This is a genomic window from Dyella lutea (assembly GCF_024158035.1).
Classification (GTDB): Bacteria; Pseudomonadota; Gammaproteobacteria; order Xanthomonadales; family Rhodanobacteraceae; genus Dyella_A; species Dyella_A lutea.
The window spans coordinates 222,792-237,385 of sequence record NZ_JAMZEK010000001.1 but is presented as its reverse complement, the minus strand read 5'-3'; the positions used below and the strand labels follow the sequence as shown (position 1 = coordinate 237,385).

Below are 14,594 nucleotides of genomic sequence, written 5' to 3'. Positions count from 1 at the left end.
GTCGACACGCTTTCGCGTTCATCCCGCCCGCGCGCGCAGCGGGCCCACTGCAAAAAGGAATTGCCACCATGATCTGGCTCATCTCTGCGGCTGCGGCCGTCGTCATCCTGGCGTTGCTGGTGTTCGCCTCCAACGTCATCGTCTACATCCCCAACGACCGCGTCGGCATCGTCGAGCGGCTGTGGGGCGCACCCTCGCTGACCGAAGGGCTGATCGCCCTGAAGGGCGAGGTGGGCTTCCAGCCACAGGTGCTGCGCGGCGGCCTGCACTACTTCTTCCCGTTCCAGTACCGCGTGCACAAGGAGGAACTGGTCACCATCCCGCAGGGCGAGCTCGGCTACGTGTTCGCCCGCGACGGCAAGGACCTGGTCGACGGCCAGGCGTTGGGCCGCAGCGTGGACGGCGGCATCGTCGACGTGGCGGCGTTCCTCCGCGGCGGCGGCCAGAAGGGACCGCAGCGCACCATCCTGCGCGAGGGCACCTACGCGCTAAACCTGGCGCAGTTCGCCATCATCACCTTCAACCGCGTGCACGGCCTGCTGCTGTCGCGCGAGGAGGCCGACACCATCGCCAAGATGGGTGCGGTGCTGAACGAGCGTCGCGGCTTCTCGCCGGTGGTGATCGTAAGCGGCCAGGCCCGTGGCGGCACCGAGGACACCACCAACGACATGCTCGGCGTGGTCACCGTCCACGACGGCCCGGTGCTGCCGCCGGACGAGATCGTGGCGCCGCGCGTCGGCCAGGACCCGACCAACGTGGCCACGTTCCACAACAACTTCCAGAACATCGACGCGTTCCTGCGTGCCGGCGGCAACCGCGGTCGCCAGCACCAGGTGCTGGTGGAGGGCACCTATTACATCAACCGGCTGTTCGCCACGGTGGACTTCATTCCCAAGACCGTGGTGCCGGTGGGCTCGGTCGGCGTGGTCGTGTCCTACATCGGCAAGACCGGCGCGGACCGCTCGGGCGACGGCTACTCGCACGGCGAGCTGGTCGACAACGACTGCCGCGGCGTGTGGAAAGAGCCGCTGCTGCCCGGCAAGTACGCGTTCAACACGTACGCCGGAAAGATCCAGCTGGTGCCGACCACCAACTTCATCCTCAAGTGGACCCCGGAGGTGACCAACCTGCACAAGTTCGACGAGAACCTGACCGAGGTCTCGCTGATCACCAAGGACGCGTTCGAGCCGCTGCTGCCGCTGTCGGTGGTGGTGCACATCGACTACCGCAAGGCACCGCTGGTGGTGCAGCGCTTCGGCGACATCAAGCGGCTGGTCGACCAGACGCTGGACCCGATGGTCAGCGCGTACTTCAAGAACATCGGCCAGACCAAGACGCTGATCCAGCTGATCCAGGACCGCGCGGCGATCCAGATGCAGGCCGGCGAGGAGATGAAGGAGCGTTTCGCCGCCTATAACCTGGAGCTGCAGGAGGTGCTGATCGGCACCCCGCACGGCAGCGCCGGCAACGCCTCGGGCGCGCGCATCGACACCATCCTCAACCAGTTGCGCGATCGCCAGGTGGCGATCGAGCAGGTCGCCACCTACGAACTGCAGGAGCAGTCGGCGATGAAGGAGCGGTCGCTGCGCGAGGCCCGGGCCACCACCGACATCCAGGCGGAACTGACCAACTCGTCGATCCAGATCGCGATCAAGCAGAACGTCGGCGAGGCCGCCGTGGTGGAAGCCAACAAGCGCGCCGAGGTGATCGGCATCAACGCCGACGCCGAGCGCCGCCGGCTCACCGCGGAGGGCGATGGCAGGGCTTCGGCGATCGCCGCGGTCGGCAAGGCGGAAGCCTCGGCGATCCAGGCCAAGTCGCAGGCGCTCACCGGCGAAGGCGCGCGGCTGCAGCTGATCAACACGTTGGGCGCACAGTTCGCCGAGGCGATCCGTGATGGCCAGATCGCCATCGTGCCGAAGATCGCGCTGGGCGGCGACGCCGGCGGCCAAGGCATCGGTTCGCTGATCCAGCTGGCCAGCTCGCTGCTCGCCGAGCGGGCCGACGCCGGCCTGGTGGACGACGCCACGCGCGTAGCCGCCGACGGCAACAACGCGCCGACCGCGTAAGCGGTTCGCCACCCCCGCTTTCGGAACGAGAGCGGGGGTGGCCCCAGGGTCATCGGCAAGGAAGCGCGGCAAGGAAGCGCGGCAAGGAAGCGCGGCAAGGAAGCGCGGCAAGGAAGCGCGGCAAGGAAGCGCGGCAAGGAAGCGCGGCAAGGAAGCGCGGCAAGGAAGCGCGGCAAGGAAGCCAAAGCCCCGCCGGGAAGGCGGGGCTTATTTTCTTAGCCGATCGGCGACCCATCGTGCCGCGCCGCTCTTCCCGCCGCGTTCACGAGCAGATCGATGGCCAGCGCCAGCAGCAATGCCCCGGAGCCGACCAGGAACAGCTGTCCGTAGCGTCCACCGTCGTGAGAAAACAGGTAGGACATGCCATACGCACCGGCCGCCTGCAGCAGGGCGAAGCAGGTGGTCGCCCGGCTCCAGGCCGCCTTCTGCGCGGCATGATCGTGTGGCAGGGCGTCGTGGATGCGACCCAGCGCCAGCGGCACGATGCCGGGGGTGAAGGCGCCGACCACGACGCTGGAAATCACCAGCCACACGGCACCCGGAAGCAGCGCCGGCAAGGCCACCGCGATCGCCTCGATCAGATAGGCCAGCCGCAGCGCCCGACCGAAACCGATCCGGTCGGCGAGATGGCCGGTGAGCACCGGTCCGGCCAGCGCCCCGAGCCCGAACAGCACCCAATAGGCCGAACCGGTCTGCACGCCCAGTCCCAGGCCGCGCGCGACGAAGTCGACCAGGAAGATCATGTGCGGCACCAACCCGGTGGCGTTCAACGCATACCCTGCGTATAGCGCGCCCAATGTCCAAGCGTGTCCCGGACCCCGCCGGCGCGACGCGGCGGGGACAACGTGGTGGGCACCGTCGTCGGGCCAGCCCCGCCAGGCCAATGCGGTGAGTGCCAGCGAGATCGCACCCAGCCCCAGCCACGTCGCCACCAGTCCGTGGTGAAGCCACAGGGGCACCAGCGTGCCGGACGCGGCGATGCCGGCCCCGACGCCCATGAAGATCACTCCGCTGGCCAGCCCGCGCCGCGAAGGCGGCACGTGCGGCAACACCGCGGTTGCCGCCAGCACCATCAGGCCGCCGCCGGCGAGACCGGAGGCGAATCGCCAGACGAAGAACCAGCCGAACGACAACGGCCACGCGCTGGCCAGCATCGCGATTGAGGCCAGTAGCATCATCGCGCGGACCACGCCGCGCGCCGCCACGAGTTTCGCCGCCGGTCGCGCCAGCACGGCGCCGGCCAGATAGCCGGCGAGGTTGGCGGCACCGAGATAGGCCGCGCTGGACGCGGCGAACCACTTTGCCGCCACGATCGCCGGCAGCAGCGGCGTATAGGCGAAGCGGGCGATGCCGATGCCGACCAGGCTGGCGCAGAACCCCGCCAGCGTGGCTTGCCATGCAGTGACCGGGCGTGGCGCGGACGCTGCGGCCAGCGCACCGTCGCCTGTCGGTGCGGGCCGGTTCACGGCTTGCCTGCCGCCCGCCGGCGGCGGAACTCGAGCGCGGGCAGGCCGCCCCAGCCCCAGTTCTCCGTGGGCACTTCGTCGATCACCACGAAGGTGGATTCCAGCGGCTTGTCCAGCACGTCCAGCATCAGCTGGCTGGCGCCGGCGATCAGTGCGGCCTTCTCTTCCTCGGTGATCGCGCTGCGGCCCGGCGCGGTACCCTCGCGGGTGACCTGGATGTTGATGTACGGCATGACGGTGTCTCCTTTGTGCGAAGGGAAAGGCGGGCCGGCGGCCCGCCTTCATCAGGCTCAGTGGCCGGCGCTCTGGCCGCCGTCGACGTGCAGGATCTCGCCGGTGACGAAGCCGGCCGATTCCAGGAACAGCACGGCGTTCACCACGTCGGCGATCTCGCCCATCCGGCCGACCGGGTGCAGCGCGGCGAGGAAGCCGTGCGTCTCGGGTCCGTGCATCGGCGTCTTGACCACGCCCGGCGAAACGGCATTCACGCGCACGCCGCGCTTGGCGTACTCGATCGCCAGGGACTTGGTGGCGGCGTTGAGCCCGCCCTTGGTCAGCGAAGCGAGCACCGAGGGCACGCCGTCGATGGCATGGTCGGTGAGGCTGGTGGTGATGCTGACCACGTGACCGCTGCCCTGCTTTTCCATCTCGGCGATGGCCAGCTGGGTGATGTGGAAGAAACCGTCGAGGTTGACCGAGAGGTTGGCCGCGTAGTCTTCCGCGGTGAATGCAGTGAACGGCTTGGCACTGAAGATGCCGGCATTGTTGACCAGCGAATCGATGCGGCCGAATTTCTGCAGCGCCTCGGCGACGATGCGCTCGGCCACGGCGCGGTCGGCGATGTCGCCGGCCACGGTCAGCACGCCCGGATCGCTGGACGGCTTGATGGAGCGGGAATTGGCGACCACGCGATAGTTGCGGTCACGGAAGGCCTGGACCAGGCCGGCGCCGATGCCCTGCGAGGCACCGGTAACGATGGCGACTTTCTGCTGAGTGTTCATGGTGTGCGTCTCTCTTGAATGTGGAGGTCGGCTGGATGCCGATCGGGCCCTCGCCCGACGCCCCACAATCTAGACACGCACGGCCGCTAATCGAATACCCGTCAACCGGCAGACATTCTTCCGCGACGCGGTGGAATCGGCCGCGTCGGCGCCATCTCCAGATCCTTCGCGAGGCTGGCAAAGCGGGTGCGCAGGAGCGGCAGCGCGAAGTCGGCGAAGGCGCGCACCTTGGGCACCGACAGCCGTCCATAGGGCGCCACGAGATGCACCGGAATGCGCGGCGGTTCGGCGTCGGCGAGCACCACCTGCAGCTGCCCTTGCCGGATCTCCGTTGCCACGTGGTAGGACAGCAGCCGCGTCACGCCGTGACCGTCCACTGCCGATGCGATCGCCGCGCGCACGTTGTTCACCACCAGCCGCGGCGTGAAGGCGATGGCACGTGGCACCGAGGAGCCGTCCAGCGGCGGAAAGCTCCACGACTCCGGTCCCATGTGCCGCATTGCGATGATCTGGTGCTTGGCCAGGTCGGCCGGCTCGCCGATGCGAGGGTGCGCCGCCAGGTAGCGCGGCGCCGCGACGACGACGCGGCGCACTTCACCGACGGGCTGCGCCACCAGCGTGGAATCGGGCAGGTGGGTGATGCGCAGCGCCAGGTCCATGCCCTCGTCGATCAGGTTCACCGCGCGCTCCAGCAGGTGCAGCCGCACGCTGACCGTGGGAAAGGCGTCCATGTACGCATCGACGATGGGACGCAGGATCTCCACGCCGGCGAACATGGTGGCGGTGATGGTCAGGGTGCCGTGTGGCACCGAGCGCTCACCGGCGGCGCTGCGGTCGGCCTCCTCCAGTTCCATCAGCACCTTGCGGCAGGCTACCGCGTAGCGTTCGCCGGCTTCGCTCAACTTCAGCGAACGGGTGGTCCGGTGCAGCAGCGGCACGCCCACATGGGCTTCGAGGAAGGCAACGGCACGACTCACCGCCGCGGGAGAGCGGCCGGTGCGTCGGCTGGCGCCGGCAAGACTGCCTTCGTCCAGCGCGGCGACGAAGACCTTCATGGCATCGATGCGGTCCATGTGACGTGCTCCGCGGTCGGGTCGAGTTCGGAGCAAGTGTCCTACAACGACCGCGCTGACGCTGACGCAGCGCGCCCCGGCACGTGCCGGGGCGGGTGGGAATCAGAGCCCGACCAGCGGCTGCAGCTTGCGCGCGAACCAGCCCGGGAATCGCAGCGGCGCGTCCAGGGCAGCCACGCAGATGCAGGGCACGCCGGGCGAAGTCACCGGCTGATGCTCGATGTCGCAATCCAGGTCGGCCATGTCGCCGGGGCCGAAATGGCCGAGCGCGTCGTCGTAGGCGCCCTTGAGGATCTGGGTCAGTTCGCTGCCGCCGTGGCTGTGCACCGGCATGCTCTTGCCTGGGGCGATCTTCAGCATGATCAGGTTGTCGCCAGATGGTCGCGAGGATTTGATCATGTGCACGCCCGGCGCGGTCCAGCGCCAACGCAGGGCACGCCAGGAGGTGCCGAAATACGGATGCAGCGCCCGCGGCAGGAGGTCGGTACCGGCCATCCGCGAGGCCGCGCCGTCATCGTTGCCGCCGAGCGTGCTGGCCGGGCGCCCCTGCGGCGTCGCATCGAGACGGGCGAGCATCGCTTCGCGCAGCTGCGCGAGCCGTCCGGGCTCGTCGGCAGGCTGGCGCTGGCTGAGCAGGACGCCGCCGATGCGCTCGGCACCCGCCAGCTGCGCGCGGCAGTGCCTGCAGGCTTCCAGGTGCGTCGCCGCCACGGCGCGCATGCCATCGGTGAGCGCGCCGGCGGCGTAACTGACCAGGGTGGCTTCGTCCAGGTGGTGGCGCGGGGTCATGCCGCACCTCCGCAGACTTCCACCTGCAGCTTCAGGAACGCCCGGCGCAGTCCCGACTTCACCGTGCCGAGCGGCATGCCGAGCTCCGCCGCGATCTCGCTGTGCGACTTGGCTTCGAAGTAGGACATACGGATCAGCCGGGCCTGGGTCGCCGGCAGTCGCTCGATGCGGCGGGCCAGATCCACATGGTCGGCGTAGCTCTCCGCCCGGGAATACGGCTCATCGGGCGGATCCTCGGCCGGTTCTGCGCCTTCGGGCAGGGCCACCCAGTAGCGCTCCTGCCTCAGGCGATCGATGTGCAGGTTGCGTGCAATGCGGAACAGCCAGGTGGCCAGGCTGCCGCGGCCGGCATCGAACATGCCGGCACGCTGCCACAGCCGCAGCAGGGCTTCCTGCGCCAGCTCCTCGGCGACAGCCTCGGGCGACCCCTGCCCACGAAGATAGAGCCGCACCCGGGGGAAAAAGTGGTCGTAGATGCGCATGAAACTGTCGCGGTCGCCGCAACGGGACACGGCGGCCATCTCGGCAGCCCAGTCCTCGGCGGTCTTCGGTTGCGGCTCGTTGGTTGACATGGCTCTCGCCGTTTCGAAGGGCGACAGGCTCCAGCGGTGGGTGTCGGGGGTCATGGTCGAACGGCAGGTAGGCTAGTCCGATCGGTTTACGGACACTGCCCGTTTTCGGATGCGACCGCCAGGGTAGTGCGATCCAGCCGGGCGGGTCCGCTGCAGCGCCGGTATCGTACCGGCCTACCCAATCCGGCCGTCAGCGGAGGCCGTTACCGGTGTCGCGCGAAATGTTGCGACGCACCAAGCGACCCGCCCGCCGGATCACCGGCATCGGAGCGTCGCGCTTTCGCGACTGCAGCAAGTGGGCGGCTTGCCTTATGTAGTATTATATGATTTCGTTCCTGCCGCCCCGCGCCGAGCGCGCCGACCCGCAAGCAGGTTCGACATGACACTTACCCTTCGTGCAACGGCTCTCTGGCTGGCCGCGCTGGCGCTGCCGACCGTCGCCGCGGCAGGCGACGCCACCCGCGCCGCGTTCGGCAAGCTGCCGGACGGCGGCGCGGTCGAGGCTGTGACACTGCGCAACGATCACGGCGTCACCGCCCGGGTGATCACCCTGGGCGCCAGCCTGCAGTCGCTGACCCTGCCCGACCGCCACGGCAAGATGGCCGACGTGGTGCTCGGCTACCCCGCGGCATCCACCTACATCACCCAGCCGCAGTACTTCGGCGCCACCGTCGGCCGCTTCGCCAATCGCATCGCGAAAGGCCAGTTCACGCTGGACGGCAAGCACTACCAGTTGCCGATCAACGACGGCCCGAACTCGCTGCATGGCGGCACCAAGGGCTTCGACAAGGTGCTGTGGACGATCACCCGGGTGAGCAAGGGGCCGGCGCCGAGCGTCACGCTGCGCCACGTCAGCCCCGATGGCGACCAGGGTTATCCCGGCACGCTCACGGTGGATGCCACCTACACGCTCGACGACAACAACCAGCTGACCATTGACTATCGCGCCACCACCGACGCGCCGACCATCGTCAACATCAGCAACCACACCTACTGGAACCTCGGCGGCGAAGGCTCGGGGAGCGTGCTGGACGACGTGCTGACGATTCCGGCCGACCACTTCACGCCGGTCGATGCCACGCTGATCCCGACCGGCGAGTTCCGGGCCGTGGCCGGCACCGACTACGACTTCCGCCAGGGCAAGCCGATCGGCCGGGACATCCGCGACGGCAAGGAACCGCAACTGCTGCAGGGTCACGGCTACGACATGAACTGGGTGATCAGCCGCCACAAGGCCGCCAAGGCACGGCTGGTGGCGCGCGTGGCCGACCCGCACAGCGGCCGCGTGCTGAGCCTCTACTCCGCGCAGCCGGGTCTGCAGTTCTACTCCGGCAACTTCCTCGACGGCACCAGCGTCGGCAAGTCCGGTCGGATCTACCGGCAGGGCGACGCCTTCGTGCTGGAGCCGCAGATCTTCCCGGACACGCCGAACCAGCCCGCCTTCGGTTCCGCCCGGCTCGATCCGGGTCAGACCTACGACAACCGCATCGTCTACCGCTTTTCGGTGGAAGGCGCCGCACACTGATCCGACGCCCGTGCGGTCGTCGCACGGGCCGTCCACACGTGGCCGGCCACGCTCGAGCTGCCGTCGGCCCCTCCCGGGAGGCTCCATGAAACACACCGTGATCGGCCTGGCGTTCGCCGTGGCCGCGACGTTCGCCCTTGCCCCGGCGCATGCCGCCGACAGCGCCCGCTGGTCGAAGCAGCAGGCGGCTGCCTGGTATGCGAAACAGGCCTGGCCGGTCGGCAGCAACTACCTGCCGGCCAATGCCATCAACGAGCTGGAGATGTGGCAGGCCGCCACCTTCGACCCCGCGCGCATCGACACCGAGCTGGGCTGGGCGCAGCAGATGGGCATGACCACCATGCGCGTGTTCCTGCACGACCTGCTGTGGAAGCAGGATGCGGCCGGTTTCAAGCAGCGCATCGACACCTTCCTGACGATCGCCGCGAAGCACCACATCAAGCCGATTTTCGTCTTGTTCGACTCGTGCTGGGATCCGGAGCCGAAGCTCGGCCCGCAGCACCCGCCGATTCCCGGCGTGCACAACTCCGGCTGGGTGCAATCACCGGGCGTGGCGATGGACGACCGCAGCCAGTACCCGCGCTTCGAGGCCTATGTGAAGGACATCGTCGGCCACTTCGCCAAGGACGACCGCATCCTCGCCTGGGACGTCTGGAACGAGCCGGACAACCCGGGCGGCGGCAACTACGACGCCGAGGAGCCGAAGGACAAGTTCCAGCACGTGGCCGAACTGCTGCCGCAGGTGTTCGCGTGGGCACGCAGCGAACACCCGACCCAGCCGCTGACCAGCGGCGTGTGGCATGACGACGACTGGAGTCCCGGCGCCCGACTCAACGCGATCGAGAAGACCCAGCTGGAGCAGTCGGACATCATCAGTTTCCACAACTACGGCTGGCCCGAGGAATTCGAGGCACGCGTGAAGCAGCTCAAGGCCTGGGGGCGGCCGATGATCTGCACCGAGTACATGGCGCGCGGGGCCGGCTCCACCATCGACACGATCCTGCCGATCGGCAAGAAGGACGACATCGGCATGGTCAACTGGGGTTTCGTCGACGGCAAGTCGCAGACCAAGTTCCCGTGGGACTCCTGGAAGCGGCCGTACACCTTCGAACCACCGACCATCTGGTTCCACGACCTGCTGCATCCGGACGGCAAGCCGTACCGGGCGCGCGAGATCCAGATCATCCATGCGCTCAGCGCGGCGCCGCGTGGCATGGTGCCTGCCAGCTACTGAGCGAAAACCGTCGGCACCCCCCCATTGAGCGCCCTGCGGGGCGCTCTTTTTTTGCGCGGGAAACACGACGCCGCAGCGCAGCATGACAAGCGGGACGTCCTGCGGCATTGTTGGTCTTATAGTAATACAAATAGCCAAATGTCCGATTATTGATCGCAGGCATCGGACTGGGTCAAAGGGTTCAGAGAGACCACGCGAAGCCACACGCCGGCGGCTATTTCCCGGAGCGGTGGCAAGCCTTCCACGTCATCGCGCGCCAACGTCCAGGGAGTTCTTCAATGAAGCGTCAGATCCTCATCTCGTGCACCGTCACGCTGCTCGCTAGCGCCATCGGTGCCTGTCTCCATCCGGCCCATGCTGCCGAAGCGACTCCGCAGGATGCGCCGGCGAGCCAGCCGGCAGCCGCGACCGACAAGGCCGCGGCCAAGAAGAAGAAGGACGAGAAGCAGGCCGTCACCAACCTCTCCGGCGTGGTCGTGACGCCGCTGCGCAACTCGCTGGAAAGTGCGCAGTCGATCAAGCGCGATTCGCGCATGGTGGTCGACTCGATCGTCGCCGAGGACATCGGCAAACTGCCGGACAACAGCGTGGCCGATGCGCTCCAACGCATCACCGGCGTGCAGATCGCGCAGGGCTTCCAGGGCGAGACCAGCTCGGTGGTGATCCGTGGCCTGCCGAACGTGGTCACCACGCTCAACGGCCGCGAGATCTTCAGCGGCGTCGGCCGCGGCTTCGCCTTCCAGAACCTGCCCTCGACCGCGGTCAAGGCGATCAAGGTGTACAAGTCCAGCGAGGCCAGCCTGCCCGACGGCGGCATCGCCGGCCTGGTCGACATGCAGCTGTTCCGCCCGTTCGATTTCGACGGCGCCAAGCTCGCCGCCACCTACACCGCGACGCACAGCAAGTACGGCGGCCGCACCGATCCCAACTTCAGCGTGCTGATGAGCAACCGCTGGAACACCGACTACGGCGAATTCGGCGCCCTGCTCAATGCCTCCTTCCTCGCCCAGCACTACCAGTACGACGCGGTTTGGGGCGATTTCCCGAAGGTGCTCACCGACGGCAGCGGCACCCCGATCAAGACCAGCTCGGGCAACCTTGTCGCGGCACCGAACGGCTTCGGCGCCGACTACAACATCGGCTACCGCCAGCGCCCCGAGCTGAACTACGCGCTGCAGTGGAAGCCGAACGACCGCACCGAGTTCTACGCCGAAGCGCTGTATGACTGGGAGAACGACAAGTACAGCCAGCCGTTCTATTTCTCCTTCCCGGTCGGTGCCGTGACGCCGGACAACCTGACCGTCGGCAACCACTGCTATCCGAACCAGCTGACCGGTTCGCCGTACTACGGCCAGACCATCTGCGACGCCACCAGCGGTAGCTGGACCGGCAACACCTACGCGGCCACCAGCACCCAGGCGCACCTGCAGCGCGGCCGCGACATGCAGACGGCGGTCGGCGTGAAGTGGCAGGGCGACCGCCTGCGCCTGTCCTCCGACCTGTCGTACAACTCCAGCTCGTTCAACGACAACACCTTCATCATCGACACCTTCCTGAAGGGGCCGATCACCACCACCTGGAGCGGCACCTCGGGCAACCAGCAGAACTGGACCCTGGCCGGCAACCCGCAGCTCGACCCGGCCAACTACTACCTCAACGGCCTGTTCCAGACCTGGCACAACGAATCGGGCAAGGAATACGCCTGGACCGCCGACGGCACCTGGGACATCAACGGCGGCTTCCTCAGCTACCTCGACTTCGGCCTGCGCGCGGCTGACCACAAGGCCGAGTACGTTGGCAGCGTGGAGATCTCCACCCCGCCTCCGGGCGGCGCCGGCACCGGCAACATCACGGCCACGCCGAACCCGAACGCGCAGGTGATCGCGAACTTCCCCTCGGGCTACTTCTGCTCGATGCCGACCACCTCGGCGATCCCGGTGTCCTGGCTGACCGGCTGCTTCAACTACCTCACCCAGAACGCCGACGCGCTGCGCAGCTTCTACGGTCTGCCGACCGGTCTGGCGCCGGAGAACCCCGGCCGCTACTTCCACATCGACGAGAAGACCTATGCCGCCTACGCGCAGCTCGGCTATGACAGCGAGCTGTTCGGCATGCCGATCGACGGCCTGCTCGGCATGCGCGTGGAGCAGGTCCACCGCAACCTCAATGCCTTCTCCTACGACGCCTCGACCAACCTCTACAGTCCGCTGGCGGTGTCGACCAGCGCGCCGGTCTACCTGCCCAACCTCAGCTTCAACTGGCACTTCACCGACCAACTGCAGCTGCGCCTGGATGCGGCCAAGACGGTCAGCTACCCGGGCTTCGGCCAGCTCAACCCGTCGCTGTCGCTCAATCCCGGCACGATCAACCGCGCCGGCGTGGCGTCCAGCGGCAACCCGAACCTGTCGCCGATCAAGTCGACCAACTACGACGCCTCGCTGGAGTGGTACTTCGCGCCGGCCGGTTACGTCAGCGGCGGCGTGTTCTATCGCGACATCAACGGTTACATCCAGAACTACGTCACCGACGTCACCATCAACGGCGGCGCCTACCAGCTGAACTCGCCGCAGAGCGCCGGTTCGGGCCACCTGGATGGCGCCGAGCTCGCCTACCAGCAGTTCTTCGACTTCCTGCCCGGCGCGCTCAGCGGCCTGGGTCTCCAGGTCAACTACACCTACATCGAGGGCAACACCCGCTCGCCGCAGTACATCGGCGGCCCAACGGTGGTGTCGCCGCTGCAGAACGTGTCGAAGAACAACGGCAACATCGTGCTGCTGTACGAGAAGTACGGCGTGTCGGCACGCCTGGCCTACGACTACCGCAGTCGCTTCATCGACGGCTTCACCCAGCCGACCGTGGAAGGCGTGAACGACGAGATCGTGCCGGCCAACCAGGTCGACCTGTCGCTGGCCTACGACCTCAACCGCTACAGCACGGTGGTGTTCACCGCGACCAACCTGCTCGGCGCGGACCTGCACCAGTACTGGGGCGACGGCACCAGCCGTCCCCGTGACATCCGTTACCAGGACCGCACCGTCGGCCTGGGCCTGCGCTTCAAGCTTTGAGCGACGACGGCGATGGATCGCCTCCCTCCCCGGAGATCCATCGCTGCTCTTGGCGTCGACGTGCGACCCGCGTCGGCGCCTTCTTTTTCACTGATCCGGTCCGGCGTCCGCATGCCATGGTGGTGCCGCCGCGCCGGTTCGTGAGCCACCGGTCCGGCGTCGGCGATCGCCGCCGGACGAGGAGCTTCCTCGTGCATCGATCGATTCAAACACTGACGCTCGCCATGGTGCTGGCTCTGGCCAGCACCGGTACCGCCGTCGCCGCACATCGCGACCCGGACGCCGTGGTCGGCACCCGGCTTGCCGACGGCACCGGCTACCCCTCGCTGGTGCGCCTGTCGCACCAGGCCGACTCCAGTGCTGATGGCCGCGTGCTGCTGGTGTTCGAGCAGCACGGCCTCGCGGGCGTCCCCCTGTGGCGCAGCGACGACGACGGCGCGCACTGGCATTTCCAGCAGAATGTGGTCGACCAGGCCGCGCACCACGACGCGCTGCACTGGCAATTGCGCTGGCAACCGAATCTCACCGAAGCCTGGCGCGACAGCGGTCCGCTGAAAGGAGGCACCCTGCTGCTGGCCGCCAACGCGACGGGCGACAACACGCAGGGCCGGCTGGTTGCCGAGGACCTGCAGCTCTACGCCTCCAGCGACCAGGGCCGGCACTGGCATTACCGCGGCTCGATCGTCCGCGGCGGCGGCAACCCGTCGGACAAGGACAACCAAGGCGTGTGGGAGCCGAACGTGCACATCCTCGACGACGGCCGCATGGTCGCCTACTACTCGTCCGAGCAGCACAAGGCCGAGGGCTATAACCAGCTGCTGGCGCACAAGGTCTCCACCGATGGCGGCGCGAGCTGGGGCCCGGAACACGTCGACGTGGCCATCGGCGGCGGCGTGCAGCGGCCGGGCATGGCGGTGGTCGCGCGCCTGCCGGACGGCCGCTACGTGATGACCTACGAGAACATCGACGGCCCGGACAACGGCCAGGTGTTCTTCAAGACCAGCGCCGACGGTCTGGACTTCGGCGACCCGCACGACCACGGCACGCCGGTGATGACCGCGGCCGGCGGCTGGCCGGCGGCCTGCCCCACCGTGCAGTGGCTGCCGCTGGGGGAAGACCCGAAGCACGGCGTGCTGGTGGTGCTGGCCGAGCGTGCCGGCGGCGGCGCCGATCCCGGTGGACGCAGCCTGTGGTGGAACGCCAATGACGGCCACGGGCCATGGTGGCGTCTGCCGGCACCGGTGCAGAAGCGCACCGGCAACATCCATGCCGGCTGGACCCAGGCGCTGATGGTGCGTAGGGACGGCGCGTTGCTGCAGGTGTCCTCCTCCTCCGACGCGCAGGCGCCGGAAGACGCCGCGCGCAACGTGATGCTCTACGCCAGCCGAAAGATCGACTTCGACCGTTACGAAGCGGAAGACGCGGCGCGTCACGCGGCGGTGCGGATCGACGATCCCACCGCCTCGCTGGGTGGCAAGGCCCGTGTGGCCTCGTCCCCGGACGGCGCGCTGGACTTCCCGCTGCACCTGCTGCGCACCGGCCCGCGCGAACTCAGCGTGCGCTGGCAGGACCTCGGCTTCGCCACCGCACCGGTGGTCAGTGTCGACGGCCAGCCGGTTGCGCTCACCGAATCGCCCGATCGCGACGGTTGGCAGATCGCCCGCGGCACGGTCGCGCTGGCGCCGGGCGACCACCTCGTCACCGTGCGTGGGGGCGCTCATGCGATGGACGTGGATTACCTGCAACTCGTGCCCGTCACGGGCCACTGACCTCACCACAACAACACGCGGATCAGGCCGG

11 protein-coding genes are annotated in these 14,594 nt (G+C 68.0%); 5 read left to right on the top strand and 6 right to left on the bottom strand.

Going from position 1 to position 14,594, the window contains the following annotated elements; translation table 11 throughout:
- Window positions 1–68: 68 nt before the first annotated feature.
- A complete protein-coding gene (locus NC595_RS01100; RefSeq protein WP_253564287.1) occupies window positions 69–2,069 on the top strand; it encodes an SPFH domain-containing protein in 2,001 nt (666 codons plus the stop codon).
- 215 nt (window positions 2,070–2,284) lie between these two features.
- On the opposite strand, the gene NC595_RS01095 is transcribed toward NC595_RS01100, so the two are convergent.
- From NC595_RS01095 to NC595_RS01070, 6 genes are all read right to left on the bottom strand, one after another.
- Window positions 2,285–3,535: a YbfB/YjiJ family MFS transporter gene (locus tag NC595_RS01095; RefSeq protein ID WP_253564286.1), complete on the bottom strand. Its 1,251-nt coding sequence runs from the start codon at window positions 3,533–3,535 to the stop codon at window positions 2,285–2,287.
- The gene (locus NC595_RS01090; RefSeq protein ID WP_253564285.1) at window positions 3,532–3,768 is read right to left on the bottom strand and encodes a tautomerase family protein; all 237 of its coding nucleotides are present in this window, start codon (window positions 3,766–3,768) and stop codon (window positions 3,532–3,534) included. The genes NC595_RS01095 and NC595_RS01090 overlap by 4 nt, the downstream gene beginning before the upstream one ends.
- 57 nt (window positions 3,769–3,825) lie before the next feature.
- Window positions 3,826–4,536: an SDR family NAD(P)-dependent oxidoreductase gene (locus NC595_RS01085; protein ID WP_253564284.1), complete on the bottom strand. Its 711-nt coding sequence runs from the start codon at window positions 4,534–4,536 to the stop codon at window positions 3,826–3,828.
- A gap of 101 nt (window positions 4,537–4,637) precedes the next feature.
- On the bottom strand, window positions 4,638–5,609 hold the full coding sequence (locus tag NC595_RS01080; RefSeq protein ID WP_253564283.1) for a LysR family transcriptional regulator: 972 nt from the start codon (window positions 5,607–5,609) through the stop codon (window positions 4,638–4,640).
- A gap of 102 nt (window positions 5,610–5,711) precedes the next feature.
- Complete coding sequence (locus NC595_RS01075; protein ID WP_253564282.1) at window positions 5,712–6,398, bottom strand: ChrR family anti-sigma-E factor; 687 nt, start codon at window positions 6,396–6,398, stop codon at window positions 5,712–5,714.
- Window positions 6,395–6,970 (bottom strand): sigma-70 family RNA polymerase sigma factor, encoded by a 576-nt coding sequence (locus tag NC595_RS01070; RefSeq protein WP_017463960.1) that lies wholly within the window; start codon window positions 6,968–6,970, stop codon window positions 6,395–6,397. Before NC595_RS01070 ends, NC595_RS01075 begins: the two co-directional genes overlap by 4 nt.
- A 379-nt stretch (window positions 6,971–7,349) precedes the next feature.
- Here NC595_RS01070 and NC595_RS01065 point away from each other — a divergent pair, with 379 nt between their 5' ends.
- The 4 genes from NC595_RS01065 to NC595_RS01050 all read left to right on the top strand — a co-directional run bounded on the left by NC595_RS01065 (window position 7,350) and on the right by NC595_RS01050 (window position 14,563).
- The gene (locus NC595_RS01065) at window positions 7,350–8,495 is read left to right on the top strand and encodes an aldose epimerase family protein (RefSeq protein ID WP_253564281.1); all 1,146 of its coding nucleotides are present in this window, start codon (window positions 7,350–7,352) and stop codon (window positions 8,493–8,495) included.
- A gap of 85 nt (window positions 8,496–8,580) precedes the next feature.
- Window positions 8,581–9,729, top strand: a complete 1,149-nt coding sequence (locus tag NC595_RS01060; protein WP_253564280.1) for a cellulase family glycosylhydrolase — start codon at window positions 8,581–8,583, stop codon at window positions 9,727–9,729.
- Between the two features lie 278 nt (window positions 9,730–10,007).
- Complete coding sequence (locus NC595_RS01055; protein ID WP_253564279.1) at window positions 10,008–12,794, top strand: TonB-dependent receptor; 2,787 nt, start codon at window positions 10,008–10,010, stop codon at window positions 12,792–12,794.
- A 191-nt stretch (window positions 12,795–12,985) separates the two neighbouring features.
- Window positions 12,986–14,563 carry an exo-alpha-sialidase gene (locus NC595_RS01050; RefSeq protein WP_253564278.1) on the top strand — a complete coding sequence of 526 codons (1,578 nt, stop codon included), beginning with the start codon at window positions 12,986–12,988 and terminating at the stop codon, window positions 14,561–14,563.
- The last annotated feature ends 31 nt before the right edge of the window (window positions 14,564–14,594 follow it).

Coding starts and splice junctions, on each gene's coding strand:
- NC595_RS01100 (WP_253564287.1), top strand. CDS start 69: ATGATCTGGCTCATCTCTGCGGCTGCGGCCGTCGTCATCCTGGCGTTG.
- NC595_RS01090 (WP_253564285.1), bottom strand. CDS start 3,768: ATGCCGTACATCAACATCCAGGTCACCCGCGAGGGTACCGCGCCGGGC.
- NC595_RS01085 (WP_253564284.1), bottom strand. CDS start 4,536: ATGAACACTCAGCAGAAAGTCGCCATCGTTACCGGTGCCTCGCAGGGC.
- NC595_RS01080 (WP_253564283.1), bottom strand. CDS start 5,609: ATGGACCGCATCGATGCCATGAAGGTCTTCGTCGCCGCGCTGGACGAA.
- NC595_RS01075 (WP_253564282.1), bottom strand. CDS start 6,398: ATGACCCCGCGCCACCACCTGGACGAAGCCACCCTGGTCAGTTACGCC.
- NC595_RS01070 (WP_017463960.1), bottom strand. CDS start 6,970: ATGTCAACCAACGAGCCGCAACCGAAGACCGCCGAGGACTGGGCTGCC.
- NC595_RS01065 (WP_253564281.1), top strand. CDS start 7,350: ATGACACTTACCCTTCGTGCAACGGCTCTCTGGCTGGCCGCGCTGGCG.
- NC595_RS01060 (WP_253564280.1), top strand. CDS start 8,581: ATGAAACACACCGTGATCGGCCTGGCGTTCGCCGTGGCCGCGACGTTC.
- NC595_RS01055 (WP_253564279.1), top strand. CDS start 10,008: ATGAAGCGTCAGATCCTCATCTCGTGCACCGTCACGCTGCTCGCTAGC.